Source organism: uncultured Intestinimonas sp. (genome assembly GCF_944387725.1).
Classification (GTDB): domain Bacteria; phylum Bacillota; class Clostridia; order Oscillospirales; family Oscillospiraceae; genus Intestinimonas.
Genome location: NZ_CALXGA010000006.1, coordinates 37,208 through 53,202 on the forward strand (window position 1 = coordinate 37,208; position 15,995 = coordinate 53,202).

15 protein-coding genes are annotated in these 15,995 nt (G+C 65.3%); 11 read left to right on the forward strand and 4 right to left on the reverse strand.

The window, feature by feature from the left end; translation table 11 throughout:
* From accC to Q0K09_RS01935, 10 genes are all read left to right on the forward strand, one after another.
* The gene (accC, locus tag Q0K09_RS01890) at positions 1-1,374 is read left to right on the forward strand and encodes an acetyl-CoA carboxylase biotin carboxylase subunit (protein ID WP_294472184.1); all 1,374 of its coding nucleotides are present in this window, start codon (positions 1-3) and stop codon (positions 1,372-1,374) included.
* Positions 1,371-2,258, forward strand: coding sequence for an acetyl-CoA carboxylase, carboxyltransferase subunit beta (accD, locus tag Q0K09_RS01895; RefSeq protein WP_294472186.1), 888 nt, complete (start codon positions 1,371-1,373; stop codon positions 2,256-2,258). The genes accC and accD overlap by 4 nt, the downstream gene beginning before the upstream one ends.
* On the forward strand, positions 2,251-3,063 hold the full coding sequence (locus Q0K09_RS01900; protein WP_294472188.1) for an acetyl-CoA carboxylase carboxyltransferase subunit alpha: 813 nt from the start codon (positions 2,251-2,253) through the stop codon (positions 3,061-3,063). Before accD ends, Q0K09_RS01900 begins: the two co-directional genes overlap by 8 nt.
* A complete protein-coding gene (locus Q0K09_RS01905; RefSeq protein ID WP_294472190.1) occupies positions 3,060-4,001 on the forward strand; it encodes a beta-ketoacyl-ACP synthase III in 942 nt (313 codons plus the stop codon). Before Q0K09_RS01900 ends, Q0K09_RS01905 begins: the two co-directional genes overlap by 4 nt.
* A gap of 82 nt (positions 4,002-4,083) precedes the next feature.
* Entirely contained in the window at positions 4,084-5,022 is a 939-nt protein-coding gene (locus Q0K09_RS01910) for a nitronate monooxygenase (protein WP_294472192.1), read from the forward strand.
* On the forward strand, positions 5,022-5,951 hold the full coding sequence (fabD, locus tag Q0K09_RS01915) for an ACP S-malonyltransferase (protein ID WP_294472193.1): 930 nt from the start codon (positions 5,022-5,024) through the stop codon (positions 5,949-5,951). Before Q0K09_RS01910 ends, fabD begins: the two co-directional genes overlap by 1 nt.
* 3 nt (positions 5,952-5,954) lie before the next feature.
* The gene (gene fabG, locus Q0K09_RS01920) at positions 5,955-6,698 is read left to right on the forward strand and encodes a 3-oxoacyl-[acyl-carrier-protein] reductase (protein WP_294472194.1); all 744 of its coding nucleotides are present in this window, start codon (positions 5,955-5,957) and stop codon (positions 6,696-6,698) included.
* A 15-nt stretch (positions 6,699-6,713) separates the two neighbouring features.
* A complete protein-coding gene (fabF, locus tag Q0K09_RS01925; protein ID WP_294472196.1) occupies positions 6,714-7,955 on the forward strand; it encodes a beta-ketoacyl-ACP synthase II in 1,242 nt (413 codons plus the stop codon).
* A 3-nt stretch (positions 7,956-7,958) separates the two neighbouring features.
* On the forward strand, positions 7,959-8,387 hold the full coding sequence (fabZ, locus tag Q0K09_RS01930) for a 3-hydroxyacyl-ACP dehydratase FabZ (protein ID WP_294472198.1): 429 nt from the start codon (positions 7,959-7,961) through the stop codon (positions 8,385-8,387).
* A 64-nt stretch (positions 8,388-8,451) separates the two neighbouring features.
* Positions 8,452-8,901 (forward strand): MarR family transcriptional regulator, encoded by a 450-nt coding sequence (locus Q0K09_RS01935; RefSeq protein WP_294472200.1) that lies wholly within the window; start codon positions 8,452-8,454, stop codon positions 8,899-8,901.
* Positions 8,902-8,975: 74 nt separating this feature from the next.
* On the opposite strand, the gene Q0K09_RS01940 is transcribed toward Q0K09_RS01935, so the two are convergent.
* From Q0K09_RS01940 to Q0K09_RS01955, 4 genes are all read right to left on the reverse strand, one after another.
* Positions 8,976-11,969, reverse strand: coding sequence for an S-layer homology domain-containing protein (locus Q0K09_RS01940; RefSeq protein WP_294472203.1), 2,994 nt, complete (start codon positions 11,967-11,969; stop codon positions 8,976-8,978).
* 372 nt (positions 11,970-12,341) lie between these two features.
* Positions 12,342-13,136, reverse strand: a complete 795-nt coding sequence (locus Q0K09_RS01945) for an ABC transporter ATP-binding protein (protein WP_294472204.1) — start codon at positions 13,134-13,136, stop codon at positions 12,342-12,344.
* Positions 13,129-14,076, reverse strand: a complete 948-nt coding sequence (locus Q0K09_RS01950) for an ABC transporter permease (RefSeq protein ID WP_294472206.1) — start codon at positions 14,074-14,076, stop codon at positions 13,129-13,131. Before Q0K09_RS01950 ends, Q0K09_RS01945 begins: the two co-directional genes overlap by 8 nt.
* Before the next feature lie 106 nt (positions 14,077-14,182).
* Positions 14,183-15,220 (reverse strand): ABC transporter substrate-binding protein, encoded by a 1,038-nt coding sequence (locus Q0K09_RS01955; protein WP_365931192.1) that lies wholly within the window; start codon positions 15,218-15,220, stop codon positions 14,183-14,185.
* Positions 15,221-15,334: 114 nt separating this feature from the next.
* Here Q0K09_RS01955 and Q0K09_RS01960 point away from each other — a divergent pair, with 114 nt between their 5' ends.
* Positions 15,335-15,634 (forward strand): hypothetical protein, encoded by a 300-nt coding sequence (locus Q0K09_RS01960; RefSeq protein ID WP_294472210.1) that lies wholly within the window; start codon positions 15,335-15,337, stop codon positions 15,632-15,634.
* Positions 15,635-15,995: the final 361 nt, after the last annotated feature.

A 15,995-nucleotide genomic window follows, 5' to 3' on the forward strand; every position in this document is an offset into this window, starting at 1 on the left:
ATGTTCCATCGGATCCTGATTGCCAACCGGGGCGAGATCGCCGTGCGGGTCATCCGCACCTGCCGGGAGCTGGAGGTGGAGACGGTGGCGGTCTACTCCACCGCCGACGCCGACGCCCTACACGTCAAGCTGGCCACCGAGGCCGTGTGCATCGGCCCGCCCAAGGCGGCGGACAGCTATCTCAACATGTCCGCCCTCCTCACCGCCGCCCTGGAGACCGGCTGTGACGCCATCCACCCCGGCTACGGCTTCCTCTCGGAAAATCCGGAGTTTGCCGATCTGTGCCGGCAGTGCGGGCTGAAATTCATCGGGCCCTCCGGCGGCGTCATCCGCCAGATGGGCAACAAGGCGGCGGCCCGGGCCCTGATGCGGGACCACGGCGTCCCAGTGGTCCCGGGCTCCGAGGGGCCGGTGTCCGGCCCGGAGGAGGCCGCCGAGATCGCCGAAACCATCGGATACCCCGTCCTCCTGAAGGCCAGCTCCGGCGGAGGCGGGCGCGGTATGCGCCGGGTAGACGCCCCTGAGGAACTGCCCGGCCTTTACGCCGCCGCCCAGGCGGAGGCCGTGGCCTGCTTCGGAGACGGGGAGCTCTATGTGGAGAAGCTCATCCTCCACCCCCGGCACATTGAGTTCCAGATTTTGGCCGACAGCCAGGGGAACGTGGTCCACCTGGGGGAACGGGACTGCTCCATCCAGCGGAAAAACCAGAAGCTCATCGAGGAGTCCCCCTCCCGGGCCCTGAGCGAGGACCTGCGCCGGGCCATGGGGGAGGCGGCGGTCCGGGCGGCCAAGGCCGCCGGATACCAGAGCGCCGGGACGGTGGAGTTCGTCCTGGCCCATGACGGCTCCTTCTACTTTATTGAGATGAACACCCGGATTCAGGTGGAGCACCCGGTCACCGAGTTCGTCACCGGCCTGGACCTCATCCGGGAGCAGATCCGCATCGCCGCGGGCCTGCCCCTGTCGGTCCACCAGGAAGCCGTCCGCCAGGACGGCTGCGCCATGGAGTGCCGGATCAACGCCGAGGACCCCCGGGAGGGCTTCCGCCCCGCCCCGGGCCGGGTGGACTTCCTCCACCTCCCCGGCGGGCCGGGGGTGCGGGTGGACACCGCCCTCTTCAACGGCTGTGAGCTCTCCCCCTGGTACGACTCCCTGGCGGCCAAGGTGGTGGTCCACGCCCCCACCCGGCTGGAGACCCTGCGGAAAATGCGCCGGGCCCTGGAGGAACTCATCATCGAGGGCTTCCCCACCACGGCGGACCTGTGCCACCTGATTCTCTACCAGCCCGATTTCATCAAGGGCCGGTATGACACCGGATTTTTAGAGCAGCATATGGAGGAGCTCCTCCGATGGGACTGTGAGGGCATGAAATGATAGATTCCTTTCGTCAGCGGCGGGAGCGGATGATCCAGCTTAAGGCGCGCCGGGAGGGGAAGGAGAGCGACGTTCCCCGCAAGCATATCGGCAAGGCGGTCTTCGGCAAGTGCCCCGACTGCGGCGCCATGGTGCCCAAGACCGAGCTGGCCCGCACCCTCTACGTCTGCCCCAAGTGCGGCTACCACCACCCGGTGGGGGCCTACCTGCGGCTGAGTATGCTCTTGGACTCCAAGAGCTTCCGGGAGTTGGACGAGAAGCTGTCGGCTCCCAACGCGCTGAAATTCCCCGGCTATGACGACAAGCTCCAGGCGGCCCGGAAGAGCACCGGGCTCACCGAGGGGGTGGTCACCGCCCGGGGCAAGCTGGACGGCCGGATGGCCGTCTTCGCCGTGATGGACAGCCGCTTTCTCATGGGCAGCATGGGGGTGGCCGTGGGGGAGAAGGTCACCCGGGCGGTGGAGTACGCGGACCGGGCCAAGCTCCCCCTCATCATCTTCACCGCCAGCGGCGGAGCCCGGATGCAGGAGGGCATCCTCTCCCTGATGCAGATGGCCAAGACCAGCGCCGCCCTGGCCCGCTTTTCCCGGAACGGCGGCCTCTACATCTCTGTGTTCACCCACCCCACCACCGGTGGCGTCACCGCCTCCTTCGCCTCCCTGGGGGACGTCACCCTGGCCGAGCCAGGGGCCCTCATCGGCTTTGCCGGGCCCCGGGTCATCGAGCAGACCATCGGCCAGACCCTGCCGGAGGGCTTCCAGCGCTCCGAATACCTGGAGGAGCACGGCTTTGTGGACCAGATCGTCCCCCGGGGCCAGATGCGGGAGACCCTCTCCCTCCTCCTCCAGCTCCACGAGAAGAGAGGAGGCGAGGAGCATGGCTGAGTACACCCCCGGTCAGAAGGTGGCCATCGCCCGCCATGCCGGGCGGCCGGGCACGGCGGACTACATCTCCGCCTTGTTCACCGGCTTCTTTGCCCAGAAGGGGGACCGGCAGTGCCGGGAGGACCCCGCCATCCTGGGGGGCGTGGCCCTCTATAAGGGCCGCCCCGTCACCGTCCTGGGCCACCGAAAGGGGAAGGACCTCCAGGAGAACATGACCTATAACTTCGGGATGCCCGGCCCCGAGGGCTACCGCAAGGCCCAGCGCCTGATGCGGCAGGCGGAAAAGTTCCGCCGGCCCGTCATCACCTTCGTGGACACCCCCGGGGCCTATCCCGGCCTGGAGGCCGAGGCCCGGGGGCAGGGGGAGGCCATCGCCTCCACCCTGGCCATGATGAGCGGCCTGGACGTGCCGGTGGTCACCATCGTCATCGGCGAGGGGGGCAGCGGCGGGGCACTGGCCCTGGCTGTGGCCAACCGGGTGCTGATGCTGGAGCACGCCGTCTACTCCGTCCTCTCCCCGGAGGGTTTCGCCTCCATCCTCTGGAAGGACTCCGGCAAGGCCGACCAGGCCGCCGAGGTGATGAAGCTCACCGCTCAGGACCTGGTGGCCTTAGGGGCGGCGGACGAGGTCATTCCAGAGCCCCCCGGCGGGGCCCATGAAAATCCCCAGGCCGTCTTCGTGGCGGTGGACCGGGCCCTGTCCCGGGCCCTGGACCGGGTGGTCCGGGAGGGGGATTTCGCCCAGAAGCGGTACGAGAAATTCCGCGGCATGGGAAGCCTGTACACCGGGAGGGACAAGTCATGAAGGGATTGAAAATTGTAGGCACCGGGCGGCATCTGCCCGCCAAGGTGGTCACCAACGACGATCTGCGGGCCTTTGTGGACACCAGCGACGAGTGGATTCGCACCCGCACGGGCATCCAGACCCGGCGCTTCTGCGCCGAGGGGGAGAGCACGGCCTCCCTGGGGGTGGAGGCGGCCCGGCTGGCCCTGGAGCGGGCCGGCATCTCCCCGGAGGACCTGGGGGCCTGCGTGGGGTGCACTTGCAGCGCCGACAGCGTCGCCCCCACAGTGGCCAGCGCCATCCAGCGGGACCTGGGCCTGCCCAAGCACATCCCCTATTTTGACCTCAACGCCGGGTGCTCCGGCTTTCTCTACGGCCTCCATGTGACCCGGGGCCTGCTGCTCCAGAGCGACAAGCCCTACGCCCTCCTGGTGGGGGCCGAGAGCCTGAGCCGGGTCATGAACTTCCAGGACCGGGGGACCTGCGTCATCTTCGGCGACGGGGCCGGGGCCGTGGTGGTGAAGCTGGAGGAGTCCGCCCCCTACGCCTACACCCTGGGCGCCGAGGGGGGCGACGACGTCCTCTACATCGGCGGCTGCGGCTCCCAGGAGCCCTATATCCACATGGAGGGGCAGAAGACCTTCCGCTTCGCCGTGGAGATGGTGCCCTGGTGCATCCACGAGCTCCTCCGGAAGAGCGGTCTGGGGCTGGAGGATATCGACTGGTTCGTCCTCCACCAGGCCAACAAGCGGATCATTGACCATGTGGCCAAGAAGCTGGGAGTGCCGGGGGAGCGGTTCTATCAGAACATCTCCCAGTACGGCAACACCTCCGCCGCCAGCATCCCCATCGCCCTGGACGAGATGGCGGAGCAGGGCCTGCTCCAGCGGGGACAGAAGCTCCTGCTGGTGGGCTTTGGCGCCGGCCTCACTTGGGGCGGCGCGCTGCTGGAGTGGTAAAGGTTTCCCGCTGGGGAAATTGTACGAAATTTCGGGGACCGGGTTCCCCATGATCCAGGACTGAGAATTGAGGATAATTTGCATGAGGAAATTGAATGAGATCCTGGGGACCGAGTTCCCCATTATCCAGGGCGGCATGGCCAACATCGCCACCGGCGAGTTCGCCGCCGCCGTCTCCAACGCCGGCGGCATGGGCCTCATCGGCGGGGGCGGCATGAACGCCGAGACCTTCCGGGAGAACATCCACAAGTGCCGGAGCCTGACCCAGAAGCCCTTCGGCGTAAACATCATGCTCATGCACCCACAGGCCAAGGAGATGGCCCAGATTGCTGCCGAGGAGAAGGTCCCCTTCATCACCACCGGGGCCGGCAATCCCGCCTCCTTCCTCCCCATGTGGAAGGAGACGGGGGCCAAGGTCTTCCCCGTGGTGTCGGTTGCGGCCCTGGCCAAGCTGGTGGCCCGGGCGGGGGCCGACGGCGTCATCGCTGAGGGCACCGAGTCCGGGGGCCATGTGGGGGAGCTGACCACCATGGCCCTGGTGCCCCAGGTCTGCGACGCGGTGGACATCCCCGTGGTGGCCGCCGGAGGCATCGCCGACGGCCGGCAGATGCTGGCCGCCTTCGCTCTGGGGGCCTGTGGCGTCCAGGTGGGCACCTGCCTGCTGGTGAGTGAGGAGTGCCCCATCCACCCCAACTACAAGGAGGCCGTCCTCAAGGCCAAGGACAGCGGCACCGTGGTCACCGGGCGCATTGGCGGCACCCCGGTGCGGATTCTGAAAAACCCCATGGCCAAGGCCTATATCGCCAAGGAGAAGGCCGGGGCCGGTAAGATGGAGCTGGAGGAGTTCACCTTGGGCTCCCTCCGGCGGGCCGTCTTCGAGGGGGACACCAAGTCCGGAAGCCTCATGGCCGGCCAGGTGGCGGGGATGCTCCACGAAATCCGCCCCGTCCGAGCCATCCTGGAGGACCTCTGGAGCGGCTGCGCCGCCCGGCTCGCCGCGCTGGAGAAGGAGGGCTTTTGATGAAGCTGGCCTTCCTGTACGCCGGACAGGGCACCCAGCACGCCGGCATGGGCCGGGACCTCTACGAGGCCTATCCCAACTTCCGGGCGGTGCTGGACAGCGCCCCGGTGGACTTTGACCTGAAAAAGCTCTGCTTTGAGGGGCCCGAAGAGACCCTGAGCCAGACCCAGTACACCCAGCCCTGCATGGTGGCCTTTGCCGCCGGGGTGACGGCGGTGCTCTATGAAAAGGGTGTCCGCCCCGCCATGGCTGCGGGGCTGAGCCTGGGGGAGTACTCCGCCCTGTGCGCCGCCGGGGTCTTTGACCCGGTCACCGCCATTGACCTGGTGGCCTTCCGGGGGAAGGCCATGGCCGGGGCTGTGCAGGACCGCCCCAGCGCCATGGCCGCCGTGCTGATGCTGGACCGGGCGACCCTCCAGAAGTGCTGTGACGCCGCCTCCCGCCTGGGGGTGGCGGAGATCGCCAACCTGAACTGTCCCGGGCAGATCGTCATCGGCGGCGACGCCGCCGCCGTGGAGGAGGCCGGCCGCCTGGCCAAGGAGGCGGGGGCCAAGCGGGTGATGCCCCTGAAGGTCAGCGGGCCCTTCCACACCTCCCTCATGGCCCCCGCCGGGGAGGCCCTGGCCAAGCGGTTCCAGACGGTGGACTTCGGGGCCATGCAGTTCCCCGTCCTCTTCAACTGCAAGGGCGACGTGCTGGGGGAGGGGGACAGCATCCCCAGCCTGCTGGTGCGGCAGGTCCAGAGCAGCGTCCACATGGAGGACACCATCCGCAACATGGCCGCCCACGGGGTGGACACCATCCTGGAGATCGGCCCCGGCAAGGCCCTGAGCGGCTTTGTGAAGAAGACCGAAAAGGGCATCACCACCTACGCCGTGGAGACGGCGGAGGACCTGGAGGCGGCCGTGGCCGCCCTGAAAGGAGCGTAACCCATGAGCTTACAGGGAAAATGCGCCCTGGTCACCGGAGGCAGCCGGGGCATTGGCCGGGCGGTCTGCCTGGAGCTGGCCCGGCAGGGGGCTCGGGTGGCGGTGAACTACGCCGGCAACGCCGCCGCCGCCCAGGAGACGGTGGAGGCCTGTCGGGCCCTGGGGGCGGAGGCATTCGCCATCCAGGCCGACGTGGCCGGCGCCGCCGAGAGCGAGGCCATGGTTAAGGAGGTCCTGGCCCGGTTCGGCCGGCTGGACATTCTGGTGAACAACGCCGGGGTCACCCGGGACGGTTTGATGCTCACCATGAAGGAGGCCGATTGGGACGCGGTGCTGGACACCAACCTAAAGGGGGCCTTCCACTGCATGAAGGCGGTCTACCGGCCCATGATGAAGCAGAAGTACGGGCGCATCGTCAACCTCTCCAGCATTGTGGGCCTTCGGGGCAATGCCGGCCAGGCCAACTACGCCGCCAGCAAGGCCGGGCTCATCGGCCTGACCAAGTCCCTGGCCAAGGAGCTGGCCGCCCGGAACGTCACCGTCAACGCGGTGGCCCCCGGCTTTATTGATACGGATATGACCGCCGCCCTTCCCGAGAAGGCCCGGGAGGCCCTGCTGGCCTCCATCCCCATGGGCCGCCTGGGCCAGGCCGAGGACGTGGCCCGGGCCGTGGCCTTCTTCGCCGGGGACGACTCCGCCTATGTCACCGGGCAGGTTTTGTGTGTGGACGGCGGCATGGCGGTTTAAGGAGGAAAGGAAGCAATGGAAAAGAGACGTGTGGTCATCACCGGCCTGGGCGCGGTGACCCCGGTGGGCCTCACCGCCGCCGAGAGCTGGGCCGCCGTAAAGGCCGGGACCTGCGGCATCGCCCCCATCACCCTGTATGATACCTCCAACATGAAGGCCAAGCTGGCAGGGGAGGTCAAGGGCTTCGATCCGGCCAACTATGTGGAGAAGCGGGAGGCCCGGAAGGTGGACCGCTTCGCCCAGTTCGCTCTGGCCGCCGCCCGGGAGGCCGTGGCGCAGAGCGGCCTGGATTTCACCCAGGAGGACCCCTACCGCTGCGCCCTCATCGTCTCGGCGGGCATCGGGGGGCTCTACACCCTCCAGCACGAGTGCGTCAAGGGGGAGCAGAAGGGGTATGACAAGATTTCCCCCTTCTTCATCCCCATGTCCATCGGCAATATGGCCGCTGCCCAGATTGCCATTCGATACGGCCTCAAGGGCATGGCCACCTGCCCCACCACCGCCTGCGCCGGCGGCACCAACGCCGTGGGAGACGCCCTGCGGCAGATTCGGGACGGCTACGCCGAGGTGGTCCTGTGCGGCGGGGCCGAGGCGGTGGTCACCGAGCTGGCCATGGGGGGCTTCACCTCCATGCACGCCCTGTGCCTCTCCGACGACCCCAAGCGGGCCTCCATCCCCTTTGACGCGGAGCGCAGCGGCTTCGTCATGGGCGAAGGGGCCGGCATCCTAGTGCTGGAGGAGCTGGAGCACGCCAGGAAGCGGGGGGCCGCCATCCTGGGGGAGGCGGTGGGCTACGGCGCCACCTGCGACGCCTACCACATCACCGCCCCCTCCCCCGGCGGGGCTGAGGGGGCCAAGGCCATGTCCCTGGCCCTGGAGGACGCCGGTGTGGCGCCGGAGGCGGTGGGCTACATCAACGCCCATGGAACCTCCACCCCCCTGAACGACGCCATCGAAACCGAGGCGGTCAAGTCGGTCTTCGGAGACCACGCCTACCGCCTGGCCATCAGCTCCACCAAGTCCATGACGGGCCACATGCTGGGGGCCGCCGGGGCCGTGGAGGCCATCTTTACCGCCCAGGCCCTCTTGGAGGGCTTCCTGCCCGCCACCATCGGCTACCAGGTCCCCGACCCGGCGTGCGACCTGGACGTGGTGCCCAACGTGGGCCGGGGGGCCGGCATCCGCTATGCCATGTCCAACTCCTTAGGCTTCGGCGGGCACAACGCCAGCATTCTGCTGAAGAAATGGGAGGGCTGAGCCGTGGAGCTGGACGCCAATCAGATTCAGGAGATTCTCCCCCATCGCCCCCCCTTTCTGCTGGTGGATAAAATCACCGACTACCAGCCGGGCGCCTGGGCCAAGGGCATCAAGGCGGTGACCGTCAATGAGCCCTTCTTCGCCGGGCATTTCCCCCAGTACCACGTCATGCCGGGGGTCCTCATTCTGGAGGCCCTGGCTCAGGTAGGGGCGGTGGCCATCCTCTCCCTGCCGGAGAACCAGGGGAAGATCGCCTTCTTCGGCGGCATCAAGAACGCCCGCTTTAAGAAGCAGGTCCGTCCCGGGGATGTCCTGGAGCTCTCCTGTGAGCTCATCGGCCGGCGGGGCCCCGTGGGCTTCGGCAAGGCGGTGGCCAAGGTGGATGGAAAGGTGGCCGCCCAGGGCGAGCTCACCTTCGCCGTGGGCGGCTGAGTCCCGCGCCAAAACGGCGGGCACGGGTTCTGAGAGAGAAGACGGGCCGTTTTGGAGGCAAGCCATGCTGGAACAGGCATTTAACCAAGTGTATACCAAATTTAAGCTCCACTTTTACCGGGCGGTCTTCGGCCGCTTCCAGAAGCGGGAGGCCAGTCTCACCACGGTGGAGACCTTCTGCATGGAGATCATCGCGGCCCTGGGCCAGCCCACGGTCAACGAGTTCTCCCGGTTTGTGGGCATCTCGGCCCCCAACGCCGCCTACAAGATCAACAACCTGATTCAAAAGGGCTATGTCCGCAAGGAGCAGTCCGAATCGGACAAGCGGGAGTACCATCTGGTGGTCACACAGAAGTATATCGACTATTACAACATCAACTACCGCTATCTGGGAAAGGTAATGGCGCGCCTTCAGCGCCGCTTTTCCCCGGAGGACCTGGCCAAGCTGGAGGAGATGCTGACCATCATCTCCGAAGAGCTCATGCCGGAGATTCCCCTGCCCAAGCAAAGCTGAGTGAGGACAAAGAAGGCCGCCCCCGGCGAAAATCGCCGGGGGCGGCCTCTACCTGTTTGCCGGGCTGGGCCGGATTACAGGGTCAGGACCCGGTGGAGGATGACAGCCATTTCGGCCCGGGTCAGGGAGCCCAGGGGGTTGAGCCTGCCGGAGGTGTCCCCCTGGATGACGCCGGCCTGGACCAGGGCGGCCACGGGGCCCTGGGCGTAGCCGGCCACCGTTCCGCCGTCAGAGAAGCGGCTGAGGTAGTTGCCGGAGGCGTCGGGGAGGGCCTGCCCGGTGCGGCTGAGGGTGCGGTAGAGGAGCACCATGGCGTCCTGCCGGGTCAGGGCCCCGGTGGGGTTAAAGGTGTCGCCGCCGCCCTGGGCGATGCCCTGGGCCTTGGCCGCGGCAATGGCCTGGGCGTAGTAGCTGCCGGCTGGCACATCGGAAAAGCTGTTGGAGGGGTCGCCGCCGGTGAGATGGAAGGCCCGGGAGAGCATCAGCACGAAGTCGCCCCGGATGATGTTGCCGGCGGGGCCGTAGGTGGTGGCGCTGGTACCGGTGGTGATGCCGTTGTCGTAGAGGAACTTAACCGAGGCGGCGGCCCAGCTGTAATTGCCCATGTCGGTGAACTGGGAGGTGGTGGCTGGGGTCACGGTGATGGCGACAGAGCCGGTGTAGACCAGCCCCCGGCTGTCGGTGCCGGAGTAGGTCAAGGTGGCGGTGCCGGAGTAGCCGGCCGGAGGCACATAGGTGACGTTGGCGATGGAGGTACCGCCGGCGTCCGGGGCGAAGGAAATCAGGGGGACCACCACGCCGCCGTAGGAGGCGGGGCCTTGATAGCCATAGTAGAGGGCGCCGGAGGAGGGGGGATTGAACCGCACAGACGCCAGGCTCCCGGCTCCCCGGGCGGCGCAGGCGGAGACAAAGTCGTTGGAGCGGAAGGTCACCGCCCCGCCGTCGGAGGTATAGCGGATGGGGGCGGCGTCCTTCACAGGGGCGTAGGTGATGGTCACCGTACCCGAGAAGCGGTCGTTTTCTATGCTCCGGCCGGAGAAAGAGAGCTCCAGGGCGCCGGTGAGGCCGCTGGCCGGGACAAAGGAGACGTCGGCCAGATTGGGAGTGCCGGAGCGGTAGAACCTGTCCGAGGAGGCAGCCTGACGCTGTCCGCTCTCGTTGTACTGGTAGTAGAGGACGCCCCGGGAGGAGCTGGGCAGGGTGAAGGTCACATAGTCCATGCGCGCCCCGGTTTCGTTCTCACACAGGCTGTCAAAGTCGGAGAGGACGAAGCTCACGGCGGCTCCGGCGTCAGCGGAGTAGGCGATGCGGCCCCCGGAGCTCCCCACCTGAATCCTGAGGGTGCCGGTAAAGCGGTCGCCGTTGGTGCCGCGTCCGGAAAATTCCACAGTGACAGCGCCGGCGTAGCCGCTCCCGGGCACAAAGGTCACATCGTCCAGCCGGGGGGAGGAGGTGCGGTAGAAGCGGTCACCGGAGGCGACAACCTCCTCGTCCCGGGAGTCATAGTCATAGTAGAGGGCGCCCCGGGAGGAGGACGGCTGGGTGAAGGTCACATAGTCCAGGCTGGAGCCGGTGCGGTCCAGGCAGTAGTCGTTAAAGTCCCTGTCGTCCAGGGTGAGGTCCTCCCCCTCGCCGGTCTCATAGCGGAGGGTGGAGCCGGTGCGGGTGACGGTGATGGTCACGGTTCCGGAGAAGTCGTCCCGGCCCGTGCTGCGGCCGGTGTAGCGGATGGTGACAGCGCCGCTGTAGCCGCTTCTGGGGACGAAGGTGATGTCATCCAGCAGAAAATCGTCGCCGCTGGCGTAGCAGCGGTCAGAGGAGGAGAGCCGCTCCTCGTTCCTGCCTTCGTAGTCAAAGTAGAGGGCGCCCTGGGAGGAGCTGGGCAGGGTGAAGGTCACATAGTCCAGCCGGGAGCCGGTGGCGCTTCGGCAGAGGTCGTCGAAGTCAGCGGCGTCGAAGTCCAGCGGTTCGTTCCTGGCCGTCTCATACTTGACGTCGTTGGAGGGGGCCTCCAGGGTGATGACCAGCTGGCCAGTGTAGGACTGTCCGTTGACGTCTGTGGCGGTGTAGGAGAAGGCGGCAGTCTCTCCGCCCCGCCCGGCGGGGACAAATGTGATGTCCGAGATGCAGCGGCTGGCGCTGCTGGAGGCGGAGTAGTCCCGGTTAGGGTCGATTTTAGCGCCCCCGTCCTGTTGGGTGTAGCCGTAGTAGAGGGTGCCGGCGCTGACACTGTTGCTGCTGAAGCGTACATAGTCCAGACTGGCGCCGTACACGCCGGCGCAGACACTGTTGAAGTCGCTGGCACTGAGGGTCAGGGTTCCGTCGGCCTTTACCGACTTCTGGATGGCGGCGGCGGCGCCGGCCGTGACCGTGACCGTGCACGCAGCCGTCTTTGAGGCATCCGCTGAGGATGTGGCTGTGATCACAGCGGCGCCCGGTGTGACGCCGGTGACCAATCCGTTGGCGTTCACTGTGGCCACGCGCTCATTGGAGGATTTCCAGGTGACGGTCTTACTGACCGCATTGTCGGGAGATACTGTGGCGGTGAGCTGCACCGTGCCCCTGACGGAAATGGAGGCGCTGCCGCTGTTTAAGGTCAGACCGGTGACCGGGCTGGGTGTGGGGGTCGGTGTGGGCGTAGGTGTGGGCGTTGGCGTAGGTGTGGGCGTAGGTGTGGGCGTTGGCGTGGGCGTAGGTGTGGGCGTTGGCGTAGGTGTGGGTGTGGGTGTGGGTGTGGGTGTGGGTGTGGGCGTGGGCGTAGGCGTGGGCGTTGGCGCAGGTGTGGGCGTTGGCGCAGGTGTGGGCGTTGGCGTAGGTGTGGGCGTAGGCGTGGGCGTTGGCGCAGGTGTGGGCGTTGGCGTAGGTGTGGGCGTTGGTGTAGGTGTAGGTGTTGGTGTTGGTGTGGGCGTGGCGCCGTCAGATCCTGTGGAAGTGGATTCTGTGCGCACGTCCGGCGCAGCGCCGTCTGGTATAACGCTGGGGGAGGCCGCCAGAACGGAGGTCATCAGGGCGGCAAGGATGACAAGCGCGATGGCAATGGAAACAGAGAAAAAAATTTTCAATTTCATGACAGAAGCTCCTTCCAAACTCCAGTTCTCAAGCGTGGGCCGGTCTATATCATACAACGAAGTTAGACGGAGAATTGTGACAAAAGTTGCAAGATTTTCTTAAAAATTTTGGCAACACCACACAAAGATAATGGGTCAGCAGATGGCGTGCAAAGCCGTTCGGTGCTCTTTGTGCGGTGTTGCCTTTTCATTTGCGGGTTACCTCCATTTAGGGCTTGTTTGAAACATGTCAACATGCCCAACCGGCGGGTCTTTTGCCCCCTGGACGGCGCAATTTTTCCTTGCAATCCGCCAGGATTCCTGCGAAAAAATTGCTTGCCAGCGGCCCAAAATCCCTCGCTGCCGGACACATCGCCAATTTTCAAACAAGCCCTAGGAGAGAAGCATGGTGTCATCGGCCTCATCGGAGCCGGAGACCTTGCTGAACATATCCAGCAGGGCCTCCACAGTAAGCTTCCGCTTCTCCTCTCCGGAGACGTCGATGACCACCCGGCCCTCGTACATCATAATGAGCCGGTTGCCGTGGACAATGGCGTCCCGCATATTGTGGGTAATCATCAGGGTGGTGAGCTTGTCCCGCTGGACAATCCGCTCGGTGGCGTCCAGAACCTTGGCGGCGGTCTTGGGGTCTAGGGCGGCGGTGTGCTCGTCCAGCAGCAGGAGCTTGGGCTTCTGGAGGGTGGCCATCAGCAGGGTCAGGGCCTGCCGCTGGCCGCCGGAGAGGAGTCCCACCTTGGCGGTGAGCCGCTCCTCCAGCCCCAGGTCCAGGATTTTCAGCAGCTCCCGGTACTCCTCCCGCTCCGGGCGGGTGATGCCGGGCCGGAGGGTCCGGGGCCGGCCCCGGCGCTTGGCCAGGGCCAGGTTCTCCTCGATCTGCATGGTGGCGGCGGTGCCCATCATGGGGTCCTGGAAGACCCGGCCGATATAGGGGGCCCGCTTGTGCTCCGGCAGCCGGGTCACGTCCACCCCGCCGATGGAGATAGTGCCGGCGTCCACCGGCCACACCCCCGCCACGGCGTTGAGGAGGGTGGACTTGCCCGCCCCGTTGCCGCCGATGACGGTGGTAAAATCCCCGTCGGCCAGGGTGAGGGAGAGGCCGTTGAGGGCGGTCTTTTCGTTGATGGTGCCGGGGTTGAAAGTCTTGTAGACCTGTTTGACCTCAAGCATGGGTGCGTCCTCCCTTCCGGCCGGGCTTGGAGAAGTATTTCCCCTTCCAGTAGGGGATGGCCAGGAAGACGGCCACCACCAGGGCGGTGAGGAGCTTTAAGTCGTTGGTATCCAGGCCCAGCCGCAGGACGAACTGGATGACCAAATAGTAGATGATGGCGCCGATGACGGCGGAGAGCAGCTTCAGGGCAAAGTTTTGGAAGACCTTGGAGAAGATGACCTCACCGATGATGACGGCGGCCAGGCCGATGACAATGGCGCCCCGGCCCATGTCGGCGGTGGAGCTGCCCTGGTACTGGGCCAGAAGGGCCCCGGAGAGGGCCACCAGCCCATTGGAGACCATGAGGCCCAGCACCTTGTTGAATTTGGTGTCAATGCCCTGGGCCTGGGCCATGCTGGGGTTGGAGCCTGTGGCTCGGAGGGAGGAGCCCAGCTCGGTGCCGAAGAACCAGTAGAGCACCCCGATCAGGAGGGCGGTGAGGACCAGCAGCAGGAGGATGGGGTTCCGCAGGGCGATCTCCCGGACATACCGCTGGGAGACCAGCAGGTCGAAGTCGTTGACGCTCACCGCCAGGCTGGCCCGGGTGCCGGCGTCGGTGCCGAAGCCCATAATGCGCAGGTTGATGGAGTAGAGGGCCAGCTGGGTCAAAATGCCGGAGAGAATGGCGGGGATGCCGCAGAAGGTGTGGAACAGCCCGGTGACCAGCCCGGCCAGCATCCCGGCCAGGATGGCGCACAGCACCGCCACCCAGATGTTGCAGCCGTTGACGGTCAGCAGCACGCAGACGGCGCCGCCGGTGGCCAGGGAGCCGTCCACTGTCAGATCGGCCACATCCAGGATGCGGTAGGTCAGGTAGACGCCGATGGCCATAATGCCCCAGATGAGCCCTTGCCCCACCGCGCCTGGCATGGAGCGCAGCAGGGGGATGAGAAAGTCCATGGTTAATGCCTCCAAAAGTCAATAGATAAGGACAGTATAGCAAAAATAGACGGGAAAGGGAAGCCCCTTTCCCGTCTTTCTTGTGTTTTCCTTCCGCTCCGCAGTCTCAGGCCAGGGGCTCATAGTCCTCGGGAACGGTGATGCCCAGGGCCTCGCAGTTGGCGGGGTTGTAGAGCTTGGTGAGGGTGGTGTCGTACGCAATGGCCATCTCGGAGACCGACTCCTCGCCGGTAAGGATGCGGGCGGCCATGTTTCCGGTGATTTCGCCCAGTTCGTAGTAGTCGATGGAGAGGGTGGCCACGCCGCAGCCGGAGCAGATGCCGGACTCCCCGGCCACCACGGGCACACCGGCGGGGATGACCACGTTGGCGATGGTCTCGGTGTTATTGGCTGCGGTGTTGTCGGTGGGGATATAGATGACATCGGAGCTGTCACAGGCGGTCTGGGTCACAGAGGCCAGATCGTTGACATCGGTGAAGGCGTACTGGGCGCAGGTGTAGCCCATCTCCTCCAGGTAGCCCTGGATGGTCTCCACCTGGAAGATGGAGTTGGGCTCAGCGGAGCAGTAGAGCAGGCCCACATTGGGGTAGTCGGCGGCGGGGAAGAGCTCCTGAAGCATCTCGGCCTGCTGGTCCAGGGGGGCCAGGTCGGAGGTGCCGGAGATGTTGCCGCCCAGGACGCCGTCCTCGGTGCTGTCCAGGTTCAGGGCCACGCCGTAGTTGGTGACGGCAGTGCCCAGGATGGGCACGGTGTCGGTGGCGGAAGCGGCGGCGGTGAGGGAGGCGGTGGCGTTGGCCAGGATCAGGTCCACGTCCTCCGCCAGGAAGCCGTCGATGATGGTGATGCAGTTGTTGGAGTCGCCGCCGGCGTTGCCCTCGGAGAAGGTGACCGCGTCCCCAAACTGGGTGGTGAGGGCATCCTTGAAACCCTGAGTGGCGGCGTCCAGGGCGTTGTGGGGGGCCAACTGGCAGATGCCCACCACATAGGTCTCTCCGGAGGCGTTCGGAGCGGTGGAGCCGGCAGGGGCGGTGCCCTCAGGGGCGGGAGTCTCGGCGGAGCCGCCGGAGCAGGCGGCCAGGGACAGCGCCAGCGCGGACGCCGTCAGCAGAGCGGAAAGTTTCTTGGTGCGGTTCATTTCATTCATCCTTCCAAATGCTTTGATGCTTTAATACTTTGTTCCAATGAAGCATGAGATGTATTATACACCTTTTCCACCCAATGTCAATCCGCACTTTTCCCAAAAATGGGGGAGCGAAGCGTGTCCATCCTAGGCTTGTTTGAAACATGTCAACATGCCCAACCGGCGGGGCTTTTGCCCCCTGGACGGCGCAATTTTTCCTTGCAATCCGCCAGGATTCCTGCGAAAAAATTGCTTGCCAGCGGCCCAAAATCCCTCGCTGCCGGACACATCGCCAATTTTCAAACAAGCCCTAGGCCGGCATGGGACAAGGTTTTGACGGCAGACGCAACAGGCATGGGAGGAAGGTCACTGTGGACTTTTCTTTTCGGTGTTCAACTTGATTTTACAATCAACCAAAAAAAGAAGCTGTATTCATAAGCGTTTCGCGAGTGTATGAATATGAGAGATTTTAACCATTGTCTCTTCAGAAGCGGAGAGGATCACATAATCTTTGCTGAGACGTCTGGAATGGCCCAGCCATGCCAGCGTGCGCGCAACAACCCAGCGCCAGGGGAGCTTTTCCCATGGATGAGGCTTAATTTTCTCCGAAATATCAACATCAAGCTGAAACTATTCCTTCAAATTAGATAGAAAAGTACCCAGATACCCAGCAGCTGCGCAGAATTTTTGAATAGACGGGTACCTTTCGTATGCTGGCCTGACGGCAGAGCTGCCCGCCTTTGTATCATGGATATTGGCGGCATGAACCACGACAGCCAATAAATTGCCCATCACATCA